This window comes from Ruegeria sp. HKCCA4633, from assembly GCF_013034605.1.
Taxonomy (GTDB): domain Bacteria; phylum Pseudomonadota; class Alphaproteobacteria; order Rhodobacterales; family Rhodobacteraceae; genus Ruegeria.
Genome location: NZ_WQGJ01000002.1, coordinates 348078 through 364739, shown reverse-complemented (window position 1 = coordinate 364739; position 16662 = coordinate 348078). Strand labels below are relative to the sequence as shown.

General features: G+C 54.2%; 14 protein-coding genes, 1 tRNA gene and 1 pseudogene. 4 read left to right on the top strand and 12 right to left on the bottom strand.

Features of this window, described 5'->3' with window-relative positions; genetic code table 11:
* Positions 1-8: 8 nt before the first annotated feature.
* From nqrE to GOV85_RS08255, 5 genes are read right to left on the bottom strand one after another with little or no spacing between them, the layout of a single operon-like run.
* Positions 9-617 carry an NADH:ubiquinone reductase (Na(+)-transporting) subunit E gene (nqrE, locus tag GOV85_RS08275; protein WP_050603817.1) on the bottom strand — a complete coding sequence of 203 codons (609 nt, stop codon included), beginning with the start codon at positions 615-617 and terminating at the stop codon, positions 9-11.
* Positions 617-1270, bottom strand: a complete 654-nt coding sequence (locus GOV85_RS08270; protein WP_152460184.1) for an NADH:ubiquinone reductase (Na(+)-transporting) subunit D — start codon at positions 1268-1270, stop codon at positions 617-619. Before GOV85_RS08270 ends, nqrE begins: the two co-directional genes overlap by 1 nt.
* Positions 1270-2097 carry a Na(+)-translocating NADH-quinone reductase subunit C gene (locus tag GOV85_RS08265; RefSeq protein WP_171176842.1) on the bottom strand — a complete coding sequence of 276 codons (828 nt, stop codon included), beginning with the start codon at positions 2095-2097 and terminating at the stop codon, positions 1270-1272. The genes GOV85_RS08270 and GOV85_RS08265 overlap by 1 nt, the downstream gene beginning before the upstream one ends.
* The gene (locus GOV85_RS08260; RefSeq protein WP_171176840.1) at positions 2090-3298 is read right to left on the bottom strand and encodes an NADH:ubiquinone reductase (Na(+)-transporting) subunit B; all 1209 of its coding nucleotides are present in this window, start codon (positions 3296-3298) and stop codon (positions 2090-2092) included. Before GOV85_RS08260 ends, GOV85_RS08265 begins: the two co-directional genes overlap by 8 nt.
* 5 nt (positions 3299-3303) lie before the next feature.
* Positions 3304-4647, bottom strand: coding sequence for a Na(+)-translocating NADH-quinone reductase subunit A (locus GOV85_RS08255; RefSeq protein WP_171176838.1), 1344 nt, complete (start codon positions 4645-4647; stop codon positions 3304-3306).
* Positions 4648-4945: 298 nt separating this feature from the next.
* On the opposite strand from GOV85_RS08255, the gene GOV85_RS08250 reads away from it, so the two are divergent.
* Positions 4946-6061 (top strand): class I SAM-dependent RNA methyltransferase, encoded by a 1116-nt coding sequence (locus tag GOV85_RS08250; protein ID WP_171176836.1) that lies wholly within the window; start codon positions 4946-4948, stop codon positions 6059-6061.
* A 108-nt stretch (positions 6062-6169) separates the two neighbouring features.
* Positions 6170-6246, top strand: a tRNA-Pro gene (locus tag GOV85_RS08245).
* Between the two features lie 746 nt (positions 6247-6992).
* Here GOV85_RS08245 and GOV85_RS08240 read toward each other — a convergent pair.
* From GOV85_RS08240 to GOV85_RS08225, 4 genes are all read right to left on the bottom strand, one after another.
* A complete protein-coding gene (locus GOV85_RS08240; RefSeq protein ID WP_171727791.1) occupies positions 6993-7883 on the bottom strand; it encodes an ABC transporter substrate-binding protein in 891 nt (296 codons plus the stop codon).
* Positions 7880-8071, bottom strand: coding sequence for a hypothetical protein (locus GOV85_RS08235; RefSeq protein WP_171176832.1), 192 nt, complete (start codon positions 8069-8071; stop codon positions 7880-7882). Before GOV85_RS08235 ends, GOV85_RS08240 begins: the two co-directional genes overlap by 4 nt.
* Positions 8072-8126: 55 nt before the next feature.
* A complete protein-coding gene (locus tag GOV85_RS08230; RefSeq protein ID WP_171176830.1) occupies positions 8127-9815 on the bottom strand; it encodes a sulfatase-like hydrolase/transferase in 1689 nt (562 codons plus the stop codon).
* 98 nt (positions 9816-9913) lie between these two features.
* The gene (locus GOV85_RS08225) at positions 9914-10165 is read right to left on the bottom strand and encodes a hypothetical protein (protein ID WP_171176828.1); all 252 of its coding nucleotides are present in this window, start codon (positions 10163-10165) and stop codon (positions 9914-9916) included.
* Positions 10166-10303: 138 nt separating this feature from the next.
* On the opposite strand from GOV85_RS08225, the gene GOV85_RS08220 reads away from it, so the two are divergent.
* Entirely contained in the window at positions 10304-11662 is a 1359-nt protein-coding gene (locus GOV85_RS08220; RefSeq protein WP_171238757.1) for a tetratricopeptide repeat protein, read from the top strand.
* 45 nt (positions 11663-11707) lie between these two features.
* Here the strand turns inward: GOV85_RS08220 and GOV85_RS08215 are convergent.
* Positions 11708-12505, bottom strand: a pseudogene (locus tag GOV85_RS08215) (formylglycine-generating enzyme family protein).
* A 638-nt stretch (positions 12506-13143) separates the two neighbouring features.
* Between GOV85_RS08215 and GOV85_RS08210 the strand changes: the two are divergent.
* A complete protein-coding gene (locus tag GOV85_RS08210; RefSeq protein WP_171176824.1) occupies positions 13144-14817 on the top strand; it encodes an alkaline phosphatase family protein in 1674 nt (557 codons plus the stop codon).
* A gap of 245 nt (positions 14818-15062) precedes the next feature.
* On the opposite strand, the gene GOV85_RS08205 is transcribed toward GOV85_RS08210, so the two are convergent.
* Positions 15063-15821, bottom strand: coding sequence for an SDR family NAD(P)-dependent oxidoreductase (locus GOV85_RS08205; protein WP_170463241.1), 759 nt, complete (start codon positions 15819-15821; stop codon positions 15063-15065).
* An 18-nt stretch (positions 15822-15839) separates the two neighbouring features.
* Positions 15840-16661 carry an ABC transporter permease gene (locus GOV85_RS08200; RefSeq protein WP_171176822.1) on the bottom strand — a complete coding sequence of 274 codons (822 nt, stop codon included), beginning with the start codon at positions 16659-16661 and terminating at the stop codon, positions 15840-15842.
* Position 16662 lies beyond the last annotated feature (1 nt).

The window sequence follows — 16662 nt, the reverse complement described above, 5'->3', positions numbered from 1 at the left end:
ACGCCTCCTTACAGTTTCACGCCCGAGAAGGACATGAAGGCCATGGCCATCAATCCTGCGGTGATGAAGGTGATGCCCAGACCCTGTAGGCCGTCGGGAATGTCCGAATATTTCAGCTTTTCGCGAACACCCGCCATCGCAGTGATCGCCAACGCCCAACCAAAGCCCGAAGACAGGCCATAGGTTGCGGCCTCGGCAAAGTTGTAGTCACGTTCCACCATGAACAGCGAGCCGCCCAGGATGGCGCAGTTCACGGTGATCAGCGGCAGGAAGATCCCCAGCGCGTTGTAAAGCGGCGGGAAGTACTTATCCAAAACCATCTCAAGGATTTGAACCATCGCCGCAATCACGCCGATATACGAGATCAGGCCAAGGAAGGTCAGGTCCACATCCGGGAAACCAGCCCACGCCAGCGCACCCGGCTTCAGCAGATAGTTCAGCAGCAGGTTGTTGGCGGGAACGGTGATGGCCTGCACGACCATGACAGAAATACCCAGACCCAGCGCAGTCGAGATTTTCTTCGAAACGGCGATGAAGGTACACATCCCCAAGAAGAAGCTGAGCGCAAGGTTTTCGACAAAGATGGCCTTTACGGCCAGTGAGATCAGACCTTCCATCAGTGGGCCTCTACCTGCTGAATTTTGTATTCACGCTCTTCCACCTGGTTCGGCTTCCATGTGCGGAACGCCCAGATGATCAGACCGATGATGAAGAACGCCGACGGTGGCAGTAGCAACATGCCGTTGGGCACGTACCAGCCACCGTTGTTGACGGTCTCCAGTATGGTAACGCCGAACAGCGACCCGGCACCGAACAACTCACGAATGAAGCCAACCAACAGCAGGATCAGGCCATAGCCCATCCCATTGCCCATCCCGTCGATGAAGGACGCGACCGGAGGGTTCTTCATCGCAAACGCCTCGGCGCGGCCCATCACAATACAGTTGGTGATGATCAGACCGACGAAGACCGACAGGGTTTTCGAGATCTCGAACGCGTAGGCCTTGAGGATCTGGTCAACCAGGATCACCAGCGAGGCGATGATTACCATCTGCACGATGATCCGGATCGAGCCGGGAATCTGGTTGCGCAGGCACGAGATGAAGAAGGACGAGAACGAGGTCACGAAAATAACCGCCAGCGCCATCACCATCGACACCTGCAGCGACGAGGTCACCGCCAGTGCCGAACAGATGCCCAGCACCTGCAAGGTGATCGGGTTGTTGTCGACAAGCGGGTCGACCAGCATCTCTTTCTTGGTCTGAGACATTAGAACTCTCCTGCTTGCAGCTTGGCCAGGAACGGAGCATAGCCCGCGTCGCCCATCCAGAATTTCACCAGGTTATCGACACCAACTGAGGTCAGTGTCGCCCCTGCCAGAGCATCGATATAAAATTCCGGTCCGGCAGCAGGCTGGGACTTGGCAACGGTGATTTGCAGATCACCGGCATCATCACGCAGCTTCTTGCCGTTCCACAGCGCTTTCCAACGTGGGTTGTCCACTTCGGCCCCAAGGCCAGGGGTTTCACCGTGCTGATAGAATTGCAGACCGTAGATATCGTTGCCGTTGTTTTCCAAAGCGATAAAGCCGTAGAGCGTAGACCACAAACCATAGCCGTGCAGCGGCAGGATCACCTTGTCCAGATCGCCTGCGTCGTCACGCAGCAGATAGATCACGCGGTATTTCGACTTGCGACCAATACCAGCGGGGTCATCGTCCAGCGCAACGCTCAGCTCAGGGTCGCTGGCGGCGGCGATGTCGTCGAAGGTGGCCGGGTCGAACTGATCATCGACGAAGTCGCCGGTGGACAGTTCCAGCACATGCGGCTCAAAGGCGGCAAAGGCTTCGGTCACATCGATGCCGGGTTCAAAAACGCCCGCAACTTGCAGAACGTTGACCTGTTTGTCCTTCAGGCGGTTGGTTTCCTGCACCGGGCGCAGGCTAACAGCGGCTGCAGAGACAACCATCGAGGCGACAAGACAAACGGCAACGGCGATGAAGATCGTCTTGCCAACCGAATCTGGCGAAGCTGCCAGAAACTTGGCCAGTGCGCCCTTTGGAGCGTCGTTGTTGTCAGGGGATTGCGTATCAGACATGGCGACGCGCCCTCCGTTTAATGTTGGCCTGAACAACGAAATAGTCGATCAGCGGTGCAAAGACGTTTCCGAACAGAATTGCCAGCATCATACCTTCGGGGAAAGCCGGATTGATCACGCGGATCATCACAACCATGACACCGATCAGCGCGCCATAGATATAGCGACCTACGTTGGTATGGCTGGCCGAAACCGGTTCGGTCACCATAAAGGCCAGACCAAAGGCATAACCGCCCAGTACGATGTGCCAGTACCAAGGCATCGCGAACATCGGGTTCGTGTCCGATCCGATGAGGTTCAGCAGCAGGGTAAAGCCGATTGTTCCGGCCAGACAGCCTACAATCAGGCGGTAATTGGCGATCTTTGTCGTCAGCAGGAAGGCCAGACCGATCATACACGCCAGCGTCGATGTCTCACCAAAGCTGCCCTGAATCTGTCCGAAGAACGCGCTTGACCAGGTGATGCCTTCAGCGGCCAGAGCCTGAACGCCGTCCGCAGCCGAGACCGCCAGTGCAGTTGCGCCCGAGAATCCGTCAACCGGGGTCCAAACCGCATCTCCTGACATCTGTGCGGGATAGGCGAAGTAAAGGAAGGCGCGTCCAACTAGTGCCGGGTTGAGGAAGTTCTTGCCTGTTCCACCAAACACTTCTTTACCGATCACGACCCCGAAGATGATACCCAATGCGACCTGCCATAGCGGCGTGGTTGCAGGCATTATCAGCGTGTAGAGCATTGATGTAACGAGGAAACCCTCGTTCACCTCATGCCCGCGCACAGTTGCGAAGATAACCTCGAAAATGCCGCCAGCCACCAGCGTGACGATGTAGATCGGCAGGAAATACATCAGCCCGTGCATGACGTTGGCAAAAATGCTTTCCGGGTTCAGCGAGATGCCAAATGTCTGCAGAATGGCAATACGCCAACCAGTGGCCGAGTCAGGCCCAAGCGTGGCAATAGCCGAATTGGCTTGGTAGCCGGTATTGTACATCCCCCACAGAATACAGGGGATCGTTGCGATCACGACATAAGTCATGATCCGCTTCATATCCACGTAAGACCGTGCATGAGGGGCAACGGTGGTCACAGTTTTCGGAGTGTAGATAAAGCTTTCGACCATCTCGTAGATGGGGAAATACTTTTCGTACTTGCCGCCCTTGGTAAAGTTCGGCTCGATCCGATCGAAGAAGCTGCGCAAACCCATTTGGATCAGCCCTCCTTTTCAATCTTGGTCAGGCAGTCGCGCAGCGCCAGCCCGTATTCATATTTTGCCGGACAGGCAAAGCCCACAAGACCCAGATCCTCTTCGTCCAGCTCCAATGCGCCCAAGGCTTGGGCGGTGTCGGTATCCATCACCAACAAGGCGCGCAGTAGCTGTGTGGGCAGGTAATCCTGCGGCATCAACTCTTCGAACACTCCGGTCGGCACCATCGCACGACGCCCACCATTCAGGTTGGACGTGAAGGCATACAGTTTTTTGGCGAATGCCGATCCCAAAACCGGCTGGACCGAATATTTCGACGGCATTGGGCGAATCCAACCCATCGGAATTTGGTCGTGATCCTCTCGGATAATGCTGATCTGACGTGCGAAACGACCCAAATAGGCCGTCGGGCCATCTGCGTGCTGACCTGACAGGATCGAGCCGGAAATGATCCGAGGTGTTCCGTCGACATTCACCTCGTCACGGGTAAGATCATCCGTGGATGCGCCCATAACGGTACGGACCAGACGTGGCTGACGTGCTCCAGGACCAGACAGAGCGACCACGATGTTCGGATCAAGATGACCAGTCAGCAAAAGTCGGCCAATGGCAATGACGTCCTGATAGCCAATGGTCCAGACCTGCTTGTCGCCCGTAAGGGGTTCAAGAAAATGAATATGGGTTCCCGCCAGACCCGAAGGGTGGGGCCCTGAGAATGCTGCGGTTTCCACGCCGTTCAAGTCTGCGCCGGGGATCGCGTCACCCTCTTTTTGGCATAGGTACGTCGCACCCTCTGTCAGCTTGCTGATGGCACTCAGACCGGCAGTGAACGCGTCGGATGCTTCTTGAATAACAGCCGCCGCATCTGCCGCCAACGGATCACTGTCCATAGCGGTGACAAAAATCGCAGCCGGTGCGCTGCCCGGTTCAGGCATTTTCGAATAAGGCCGTGTGCGAAACGCGGTCCACAAACCAGCAGCGCACAGTTTGGCAGACACGCCCTCAGCCGTATCCGCATCGCCGACGCCAGAGAAATCCACTCCTGTGTCATTTGCGTCCGACACTTCGATCACGACGCTTTGCAGAACACGACGGGCACCGCGGTTGATGGCGACAACCTTACCGCTGACAGGCGCAACCATCATCGCATCTGGCGCATCTTTATGACAGAACAACGGAGCCCCCCGCTGCACCGAGTCGCCTTCCTGTACCAACATCTTTGGCTTAAGGCCGATATAGTCATCCCCCAACACACCGACAGTCTTGTACTCCGGCCCCGGATGGATGGTCTGGTCAGGAGCGCCTTCAACCGGCAGATCCAACCCTTTTTTCAGTTTGAAAGTTTGCATGTTGCTACGTTCTTCCAAGCCTTTTTTGCTGCGCCTGCATTGTCGACGCCCTTTCGGGGTCATGCAATACCGCGGAAATTCTTACCATTCGTCGCAAAAGCGTCAAAATGTGTCCAGAATCCGCTGGCGTTATTCCGATCATGGACCCTTTACGCGGGGATGCCTCTAAACGCAAACCTGTTACCGCCAAAAGTTATCTTGGGACTACACATTCCCGCTATTTCCCCGGCAAACTGAAACATTTCAGCCGCAAAAAAAGCGTGTCGCACCCGCTGTACTTCCGGTGTAAGCAACTCGAATGGAAAAAAACGCAGACCTCGACATTTTTTTGATCGCAACACCCGGCCTGGAAGCACCACTATGCACTGAGGTGCAGGCGCACGGATTCGCCGGTGCAAAAGCGGTTCGCGGTGGTGTGACGTGTCGCGGGTCCTGGTCAGAAGTCTGGCGCGCCAATTTGACCTTAAGGGGCGCAAACAAGGTTCTTGTGCGTCTGGGTAGCTTCCCAGCGGTGCATCTGGCTCAGCTGGACAAACGCGCCCGCAAATTTCCCTGGGGCGCGTTCTTGCGTTCCGACATTCCGGTAAAGGTAGAGGCAACCAGCCGTAAATCCCGGATTTACCACGCAGGGGCCGCCCGGCAAAGGGTTGAGCGCGCGATCTCTGAGACGTTAGGCGCTCCGATTTCATCCGAGGCTGGTCTTAGGGTCTTGCTGCGCATCGAGAAAGACATTTGCACTTTGTCGGTCGATAGTTCGGGCGAGCTTTTACATAAGCGCGGACATAAGGAAGCAATCGCCAAAGCCCCAATGCGAGAAACGATGGCCGCTATGTTCTTACGAGAATGTGGGTTTACAGGGGAAGAGCCTGTACTTGACCCAATGTGCGGGTCGGGCACCTTTGTCATTGAGGCTGCCGAAATTGCACTCGGACTACTGCCCGGCCGATCGCGCCGCTTCGCGTTCGAGGACCTGGCAGGCTTTGATTGCGATCAGTGGCAGTCGATGCGCGAAAGCAATTCCAAAAGAGAAAGTGCAATGACCTTTTGCGGTTCGGACAGGAACGCGGGTGCTGTCGAAGCGGCAACCGCAAACGCCAATCGGGCGCAGGTCAGCCATGTGACGCGCTTTCAACTGCGATCCGTCAGCGACATTAACCCCCCCGAAGGCCCCGAAGGCCTGGTTATTGTTAACCCGCCCTATGGAGCACGTATCGGGGACGAAAAGCGCCTGCGTTCAGTCTATGGTGCACTGGGCAAAGCCCTGATGAGCCGGTTTCAGGGATGGAGAGTTGGAATAGTGACCAGTTCTGCTTCCTTGGCTAGGTCAACCCGTCTTCCACTATTGGCGCCAGGCCCGGTGGTCGACCATGGCGGCACAAAAATTCGCCTGTACAAAACGGATCCACTCGGCTGACTCCGATTATCAAATTGCCGTGCCCTGTTCCGCCAACGATTTCCCACGTCCAAGCCCCAAAATCCTCTTGCGCATCGGAACCGCCGGGTATAGATCACCCGCCACGGTCGGAGTGTAGCTCAGCCTGGTAGAGCACTGTCTTCGGGAGGCAGGGGTCGGAGGTTCGAATCCTCTCACTCCGACCAATAAAATCAATCAGTTAAATACGAATGAATTGCGCCGCCGCCGCAGCATACCCGGATTTTGTCCGGATTATTCTGTTTTCAGGGTCTGGTTTCCGAAGAAAAGTGAAAGAAAAACCGCTGAGGGGGCGGCCACCCACCTCAACGGTAATGCAAATTTATCTGCACGAACAGAATACCAAATTCGCAGCCGGTCCGCAATCGCGGGAGGCGCATATGTCTAGGCTCAATCGCTTTGAATGGCTCAAGGCCGTTCTGCAATGCGCTGACCTCAACTCGTCAACTAAGGTAGTTGCCTCAGCGCTTTCCTTTGGAGAAAAAAAGAAACTCGCTTGGATATCGCTAACCCCTCTGTCAGAGCCTCCAGGAGCGACATCGTCTAGACCAACGTACGGAATAATTGTGCGCGTGATAAGGTTCCATTCATTGTTCAGACTGAATGGAATGACGGGCTTTATGGTGAATGTGTCTCGCGTACCTTGACCATCTGATCCCAAGTTTTCATCATACTTGTATTCGAATGGTACGGAAATCAAAGCGGCAACAGGGTTAGCTAGTTGCTTCGCCAGTTCCTCGTCCGTTTCTGATACAGATGCCGTTGCGGAAAAGATCAACAAAATCGATCCCGTACGGATACCATGAAATCTCATTTTGCCCTTTATTATTTGATGTTTCGGGAGCCTGATGAAATGGCTGCAGTACGGTACCCTTTCGTCTGCCAGCACTGCGTCTGCTTGTGCGGCGTCGGCTCAGACATCGTTAAACCCCAGCGAAGAACCGAGAAACACCTCCTCTGACGTGAGTACCCGTGACGCCAACCCTTGTCGATGCGAATAGGCAAACATCGTCTCGAACGTTTTGCGGTTCGCCTCAAACCCATAAGGATAATAGTTGCGTCCCATCAGTGCCCGCGTGTCTTCGACCTCGGCGGCGTACCAGGGAAGCATATCCGTGACCCATGTGAGACGATCTTGCTTACGATATGCAACTTGCTTCGCTTCGACATAGGCGTCGAATACTGCCTTTGGGAGCCACGGATGCTCAATTGCCACATCCCGCCTGATCGCAAGCACATGCATGATCGGGAAAATGCCTGTGCGTTGGAAGTAGTCCTGTTCCACGGCACGTGTGTCGTCAAAGAGTCGAACGACCCGCGGGTCGCCTTCAATAAATGCCGCAGGTGCTGCCGCATGGATCAAAGCATCCACCTCGCCGGCAAGCAGTAACTCGGATTCATCTAACCCAGCGGTGCCTGACTCGATTGAAACACCTTCAGGATTGACTTGCTCCTGCGCCGAAATTGCACCGGCTTCAGCGGCAGAACTGTCCTTGTTGGCGATCACCCAAGTCATGTCTGATGGTGCTATGCCGTATTCGTCTTCTAGGATTCCACGGATCCAGGTAAGTGATGTCGAAGAGTATCCGGGCGTTCCAACGCGCCGACCTTTGAGATCTTCCGGCTTTTCAATACCTGCACTTGCACGGACGAAAATACTCTTGTGTCTGAACTGGCTCAGTAGAGGAATAGGCAAAAGCGCGTAGCCCCTGAAGTCATCATTCGCATGTGCCAGCATAAAGGGGTGCAGTCCCAACTCGGTAACTGCGCGATCACCTTGTCCGGAAAACGCTCGCGTGTTCATGTCACCAATCCATCCTGAACAAACGTCGCTTTCACGCCTTCGATTTGCACTCGTCCGTCGAAGAGTGCCGCCGTGCGATCCAGCAGATAGCTGGACACTGTGATTGGCAGATCGGCAGCTTGTGCCTTCGCAATCCAAGGTGTCGCGAGCGCAGTCGCGCCGTATTGCAAAAACTTGCGTCGATACATTTCAGGTAACTTCGTCTGGAGCCCCGACGCACCAATGCGCCGGGGCGGGTACCTTTTATTCACCCAAGTTGGGATCACCTGCCGGGTCGAAGGGCAGTTCGTCCAAGTGCTCGATGTACTCGAGCGGATCGAATGGCAGATCTCCGAGAACCAATTGCGGGTCCTGCTCGCGCTTCAACTGCTCGGACGCATTTGCGATACCGGTCCACGGAATACCGTGCGTTTCCGGACGATCAGGATAACGTTCTTTCCACAGATCGTGGCGTAGACGCATCCGGTTGAACGGTCGCTTGAGGTGGATCAGATTGGTCAGCATCGGCTGCACTTCGCGCGGATCGGACGGCAGGAAGTAGAAGGCCGCTGGAATGCCACTGGCGTCCCCAACCGGGTCGGGCGAAATGAAGTGCCGCTTGTAGTCGCCTTTCACAATCGCACCCAGCATTGGCCCGGCATAGGTGAAGGTGTAGTCGCGCCGACTGTGGCCATCCCCATTCAGCAACAGGGATGTCTGATCCAACCCATCGATCACGCGATCCGTTGGGATGTTGTCCATCGCGCCGCCAAGGCTTGCGAAGGTTGTGAAGAGATCAGTGATATGGATCATGTCGCCGGGCAAGGAACCCGGTTCGATCATGCCGGGCCAGACTGCAAAAGCCGGAACCCGAACACCACCCTCGAGGAAATCACCCTTGCCGCCACGGAAGATTGTTTCGGCGAAGCCGGTGCCCGGAGGCGGGTTGTGCGACATTGGCCCGTTGTCGGCCATCGCGACAATCAGCGTGTTTTCGGCGATCCCCAACTCTTCGAGCTTAGAACGAATATCAGCGATCATCGGATCGACTGTGCATTGCAACCCGTTTTGCAAAAGTGCGCGCGCGCGTGTGCACTTGCGGCGGATCGGCATGAAGTTCGCCATAATCGGCCAATTCGCCACATAGAACGGTTCCCCATCTTCTACACTGCTTTCCATAAAGGCAAACATACGATCGAGCCCTTCGGCATCGATCATTTCGTAGGTTTCGGTGGTATTATCCCGCCATTGAAGAGTTTCCCCACCTTTGGTGCCCTCGGCGACCATCACCCAGTCCTTGGTGACGAAGGTATCGTCAAGTTTGTAGGGGTTTTCTACCAGCATGTCCTCAAACAAGCCGATGGAGGCGTTGCCCTGCTCTGCCTCACGAGTGTTGAGCGACAGGATTTGGTTGTAGCCAGTGAAGAGCGCCTCGTCGAAGCCTTGATTGTGCGGGTAGCTTTGCTCAATGTCTCCAAGGTGCCACTTGCCGTAGAAAGCAGTTTTGTAGCCGGCGTCGCCAAGCACTTCGGCCATCGTCACTTCATCAGCATGCAAACCGTGGCTCTCCTGCAGCATCCCGATGTTGTACATACCTGACCGGATTGCCATCCGGCCTGTGGCGGCAGCAGCCCGACTGGGTGTGCAGCCCACTTCGGTGTACATGCGCGTGAACATCATGCCTTCTTCGGCAAGTGCGTTGATGTTCGGCGTGTCTAAGCCCCTCACGGCTTGAATTGCCGGGATGCCAAGATCGCCGTAAGCTGTATCGTCCCACATGATATGGATAAGGTTGGGCTTCGTGCCAAAGCGCTGTTCAAGTTCTGCAAGGCGCGCTTGCAGTTGCTCGTCTTCGGCAGCCCAACGCTCACCATTTTGTGCCTCAAGAACATAAAACTCCGCATCATGCACGATCTCGCCTGCAGCTTCTTGCGCAACGGTGGGAAAGGCCATTGCGGCACCGACGGTCAGTGCTGCACTCGATCGCAGCGCAGTGCGGCTCCATTGATTTACATTTCGCTTGAATATCAAAGATTTTCTCCCATTTTGGATCAGTTATTGGTCGTAGAGTTGAAGGTATTCACCCCACGCAGCTTTTGCTCAATTTCCAACCTCACCTCTTCAAGGCTTTGTTGAGCTTGTTTGGCTGCCCATGTGTCGCTGTCTTTCATGGCGCAGGTCTGAAGTTCAGTCAGTTCTTCAAAGTCGTGGCAGGCCGCATCCAAACCTGGATGAACATGACGTAACCGAGCCAATTCATCGGAGGCCAATGAGAATGTTTTTGCAATAACGTCGTGGCTCACTAAGTTACCTTTCAAACGACAATAGCAGTGACAGCCACACATTCACACAGAGTAATATTGAACTCTACGCATTACACGGTGAAACGGGGTGAAACGTGAGACTGTCAAACGGAAGTCAACCAGTGCTTGGTGGAAGGTATGGCGGCAAAGGCTGACCCAAGAACAGTAGATGACCGCGATATCAACAGAGCGGTTGCCACATTCTTAAAAACGGATCGAATGAGCCGATCTGAGCGGCTGAGCGCGTTTCTGTCCTATGTCACCTTGGAAACACTTTCCGGTAGGGGCCAAGACATACGCGCAAAAACGATCGCCCAGGATGTCTACGGGCGCGATCCCTCCAGCAAGGATTACAGCGAAAACGTCGTTCGTGTGGATGCCCGACGACTGCGACGATTGTTGGAGGAGTATTATTCCGGTGAAGGTTCAGGTGCCGAAATCCGCATTAAGATGCCCACCGGCAGTTACGCACCGAAATTCGAGTATTATAAGACTTCAACGGTTGCGGCCAATGAGACCCTCGGTGGCAGCATCGTGCAACGAAAAGATGTCGTAAAGTTTGGTTCGGCTGGTGCTGCCTTGGCTGTTACATTGGGCATCGGCATTTATGCGATCCAGAACGCCATCAAAGTCACATCACCGCCGCCTTCGTCAGCAGAAGCTGAACGCGTTGCGCTACTCAATCTTTCCGGCGCTAGCCTTCAGGCTGAAAACCTATGCCGTCAGGGTCGCAACTTACTGTTTCCCATCGCGGATGCGGAGCAACAAAACTTGGCCACCGGCCTGTTCTACCGGGCGGTCGATTTGGATGCGGGTTATGCGTGCGGTTACGCAGGAGCTGCGCACAGCCTTGCCACGCAGTCCATGTTGGTTGGCGATAGTGCGGCAAAGAGAAACTTGCTCTTGGAAGCTCAACAGATGGCGGATAAAGCGCAGGCCATCAGCCCGACAGACGGTTGGGTCGTGTCAGGATTAGCTTGGGTTGCAGTTGCAGACGGCGATATAAAAAAAGCGTTCGAGCTATCGCGGCTGTCGGCCGAGTTGAGCCCAAACGACGGAAATGTTCTGGATTTTCACGGGGTCATTTCAATCTTTGCAGGTGATTATCAAGAAGCGCGCCGCGCCGCCGATCCCGAGCGAGAGAGAGATACTCAAGGCCTGCAACATGCAAACCTTAATGTTTTTGGTGTCGCGAGCTATCACAATGGCAACTACTCAGAAGCAGTTGCCGCGTTTGAGAATGCCATCCGACTAGGCGAACCGGTGAGCGCACTGACACTCGTTTATCTCGCTGTGTCGCATCAAGCCAACGGTGAAGAAGCGGAAGCAAACAACTATGTGACAGAATTAGGGGATGGTTTTCCCGCTTTTCCTGTGAGAGCTGTATTGCAACGCCTTTATCCGGATAAGAACGTTTCGAATGGGGTCATCAGGCACTTGCTCGAGGCCGGATGGACGGAACAACAGGCTCAACGGCGAGAAGCGAACGACGGCTAAGTGTTTCCGGCACAGTTGGGAATAAAAACGGCGATCGGCTGCCTCTCAATTCCCGGCATCGAACACTACACGAAACCCTTGGTGGGTCGTGGCGCTATCTGGCGAGTTTCCTGAACGCGCTGCGATTCTATATCGCCAACAATAGGTCGCGTGACAAAGAAAGGATCCGCCTTTCAAAAGCCGGAAGCCTTTCTTTCGGCTCATTTTCTCGCGCACGCTTTTCTTCAAGGAAGGAATTCGGAAAGGATCTGCAGTCCATTCCCAGACATTACCAATGACGTTGTAGAGACCGTATCCGTTCGGTTCAAAGGAGGCTGCTGGGGCTGTTGTTTCATAGCCATCGGCGACTGTATTTCGGCGCGGAAATTTTCCCTGCCATATATTGCACGGGAAGAAGTTATCATCGTTTGGATCTTCGTCTCCCCATGGGTATTTTACGTCCTGTAAGCCGCCACGGGCCGCATGTTCCCATTCGACTTCTGTCGGCAGTCTGCCACCGGCCCAGCGCGCGTACGCTCTCGCATCATTCCATGAAACTTGAACCACAGGCTGATCCGGGAACCAAGCCGTTTCAAAGGTACCCGGTCCATTCACATTGCGCCATTTTGCCCCTTCAATATGTCGCCACCACTAGGTGCCTTCCACACCAAGCGGGCTGTCGATACCCTTTGGCACATTGAGCCAAAAAACAAAGGACCAACCAATGCGTTCGGCTTCGGTCACATATCCAGTGTCCTCGACGAATTCTTGAAACTGCGCGTTCGTGACGGCTGTTTCACCGATCCGAAATTCTCTCAGGGGCTTTGCTTTCCCCTTGCGCAGTTCCTCGCCGTCGTCAGGCATCAGCGGCCGCACAGTTCCAGTTATTGGAATGCCACTTGGTATCAGCGATGTCCCTTCAAATCTTGGCACCTCCGCCTTCGCCACATTAGGCGTCGCAACCTTACTGTACGTGCCCTTAGAGTTCGGAACGCAACACACCTGATTTTCCATTGGTGTTAATCTACTTTCTATGCGCCGTGTGTGCGCAAGCTATTTCGCACAATGTCTGAAACAATACTCAGGTCTGTGCAATTTCGACATTAATCGAATTGCTTGCGCGCAAACTAACTCGCAACTGCCTCTAGTATTCTCGCGCAAGGACAAAAGGTGCACGATTCCAATTATCCAACTGGGCGTCTCCAAAAACTTATGCACTTTCCCGTATCGGCGACTTTGGAGCCAGTCGGTTGCACAGCGAAAGCGCGGCTTGGACGATGAGAGAATAGCAGCTCGTTAATGGCTGCTTTTTGGTAAATCACACTGCATAGCTGCGTTCGTATCTGCGATCTGGCTGGCGCGTTGTAGCGAAGTTCGCAGTATCAGCCTCAGGCTGCTTTGTCCGAAAGTAGAAGTTTAAAAGATCATCTTTTCTGACCTTAGGTAGCCGGTGGACGTTGATGCTGGTATTCAGAGCATCAGGTCGTCCTATGAGGTAATAAATGCAGCGATCACTGGCGTTAGTCTCAACCATCATCCTATCAATTTCCACGACGGCAGCCAGTGCGACGGAAGACATCAGACTTGTTGTGCAAATCACAGTTGATGGGCTGCGCGGAGACTTGATTTCTCGTTATGAGGCCTCCTTCGGCGAAGCCGGTTTTAAAAGACTTATGGAAAGCGGAGTCTGGTATACCGACGCTCATCATCGTCACGCCAACACCGAAACCATTGTTGGTCACGCGACCCTCGCGACAGGAGCCCATCCCTCTGAACATGGAATGATAGGCAATGCCTGGTTCAACAGGGCTGAAGAGCGATTGGGTTATAATATTGAAGATCCGGACTACCCGATGTTGCCAGTTCCTGGCTTCGGCGGAAACGTTGATCAAGTCGATCCGACACAAGCCGCTGCTGCGACTTCGGGCCGTTCTCCCGTTAACTTGTTGGCGACGACGTTTGGAGACGAGTTGGTGAAAGCAAATGCGGGCCGATCTAAGGTTTTTTCCGTATCTGGTAAAGACCGTTCGGCGGTTGCAATGGCGGGACATTCTGGAAAGGCTTTTTGGCTGTCGGCGGCCACAGGAGCCTTTGAAACAAGTGAATTTTACTACGATGCGTATCCTGATTGGGTTCTCGATTGGAATTCAAAACGCCCCGCTGACGCGAAGATCGAAAGTGAGTGGTGGCCCGAGTGTTCAGACGCGCCTTACCTCATGGAAAGAAAGGAACGCTCCTTTGTAACCAACCTTGGCACGTTCGGTCGCACCTTCCCCCATTTCTATGGGACTCCGGACGACGGGCTCTATTACACGCAGGTTTTATTGTCGCCGCATGGGGACCGGATCACGGCCGACTTCGCGAAAACCGTGGTCAAAGAGGAAGGGCTCGGTGATGACGAATGGCCCGACTACCTAAGCGTCAGTTTTTCAGGTGTAGACGCAACCAACCATTTCTTCGGACCATCTAGCCTAGAAAATGAAGAAATGGTGCGTTGTTTGGATGAGACATTGGCAGATTTCTTTGAGTTTATGGATCGAGAGGTTGGGCGTGCGAATGTGCTTTACGTGCTTTCTGCCGATCATGGGATGCCGGAAGCGCCAGAAGAGATGGCCGAAGCCGGGCTTTCGACACTCCGAAACTCCACCGAAGCATTGATGATGGATGTGAACTCGGTGATCGCCGATGAGTTCGGAGTGGAATCCGCAATACAATTCTTTTTTCGTCCTTACGTTTATCTGGACAACGTCGCGATTGAAGCATCGGGCACCGACCGGCGCGTAATCGAAAAACGTATCGCCGAAAAACTGATGGCTGCATCTGGCATTGAACTTGCAATGCCAACCGAACCGCTTGCTGAACAGCGAGGGCATACCCTTGAGGAGCAGATCCGGCGAAATTATCACCCAACGCGCTCCGGCGACATTTATGTTGTGCAAACGCCTTATTCTTTTCTCTTTGAGGATGGTCCAATTGCCGTGATGCACGGATCGCCTTGGCGCTATGACACGCATGTTCCAATCATCTTTGCTGGTCCAGGCATCAAGCCGACTCGCGTAAGCCGCCCTGTCTCCACGGTGGACGTGGCCGTCACTCTAAGCACTATTTTAGGTATCAGCCAACCTAGCAGTGCTTCGGGTGAAACATTGAGCGAGACTGGTGTCACAGATCCATAAGTGGTCTTGTTTTTTTCGGATACCGGTCTGTTAAGCGTGTCGCTATGGTTGACTGTGATCTTTGGCCTAGGCTCCCGAGTTTGGCGAGATTTGGAGAACGACCTCAGCGAACGTCAGGTTTGTCCGCACATCAGACGCTCACGAGTAATTTGCAAATGACCGCATCGAGCCCAAAGCGGACTGAAATGTGCTCACCAAAAATGAAGTGCGGCGATAGACATTCTCTTGAGCGGTCTAACCCATCACTAAATGCATTCACCGCCATCGATAACCAAGGCTTGCCCCGTCATAAAAGCGGATTCATCTGAAGCTAAATAGACGATCCCATGGCCAATCTCTTCAACTGTCGCCCACCGACTCATAGGGATCGCCTGCTCGATGTAGCTTTCCAGTTTGGCACGGCCACCCATCTGCTTTTCGAAGCCTGCATTGAAGGGGGTGTCTACAAATCCTGGACAAAGGGCATTGAAACGGATTGCATGGACAGCGTAGTCGGCTGCCATCTGCCGGACCATCGCAACAGCTGCGTGCTTTGTAGTCGCATAGGCGATCATGCCCCGGTCGTATTGAACCCCAGAATTGGAGGCCGTGACGATCACGCTGCCTCCACCTTGTGATTTCATATGGGGGACGGCTGCGCGCGCGGCAATGAAGTGAGCGCGGACATTCAATGCCCAAGAAGCATCCATTCCATCTGGTTCCACTTCTTCCAGCGTTCCTTCGATCTGCAACCCAGCATGAGAGTGCAACACGTCAAGCCGACCGAAGTTTTTTACTGCTTCGTCTATGGCTTTGGTAAGGGCATCGTCATCGGTCACATCAAGCTGTATGGCAGATGCTTGATTCCCCTGCGCAACGATCGCGGCCACAGTGGCTTCAGCAAGTGTTGCATCGCGATCCGTTACCACAACATGCGCACCCTCTTGTGCCATTGCCATTGAACCCGCCCGACCAATTCCTGATCCCGCGCCCGTCACGAGCGCGACTTTACCTGCAAGCCGCATTTCACTTGGCTCCTTTATTTAACTATTCGATTTTGAGGCGCCTCGGCGCAAAAGCAGTTGCGCTGCAACGAGCAACAAGAGCGACGCGCCCATAACCATAGTGCCGATGGCATTGATCTCGGGCGTTACGCCGCGCCGGATGGATGAGAATATGTAGATAGGCAGGGTTGTTTCTGAGCCAGCTACGAAGAACGCTATGATGAAATCATCAAATGAGAAAGTGAAGCTGAGCAGGAAGCCCGCCAAAATTGCCGGTGCTATCAACGGCAGGGTCACCTGCCGAAAGGTGCCCCAGGGCGTCGCAAAGAGGTCAGCCGATGCTTCCATGAGGGCACGGTCCATACCCGATAGCCTTGCACGTACGATGATTATGACCAGCGCCATTGTGAACATGGTGTGTGCGGCGACAAGCGTGGGCATCCCCATGGAAAGTTGCGGGGGATTTGCTCCATCGGGCCATAGGCTCGCAAGAAGCGGGTTTAGCCAGCCAAATACGGTGACCAGGGCAATGAGTGTCGCGATACCGATGACGATACCTGGTATCATTATCGCAATATAAATCATCGCATCGAATAAAGTTCGGAGCCATCCCTTAACCCCTTGTAAAGCGATGGCCGCCATGGTTCCGAGTGTGGATGCGAGGCAAGCAGTTATGAATGCCGCAAGCAGACTGGTCTCGAGCGCGTCCATAACAAATGGGTTGTTGAGCGCTTTGCCATACCATCGGGTCGAGAACCCCATGAACTGGCTTGCGTGTCGTCCGGCATTAAAGCTGAAAAGCGCGATGATGCCGATTGGAATATAGAGAAAAAGGTAGACGCAAATCGCGTATAAGCGCATC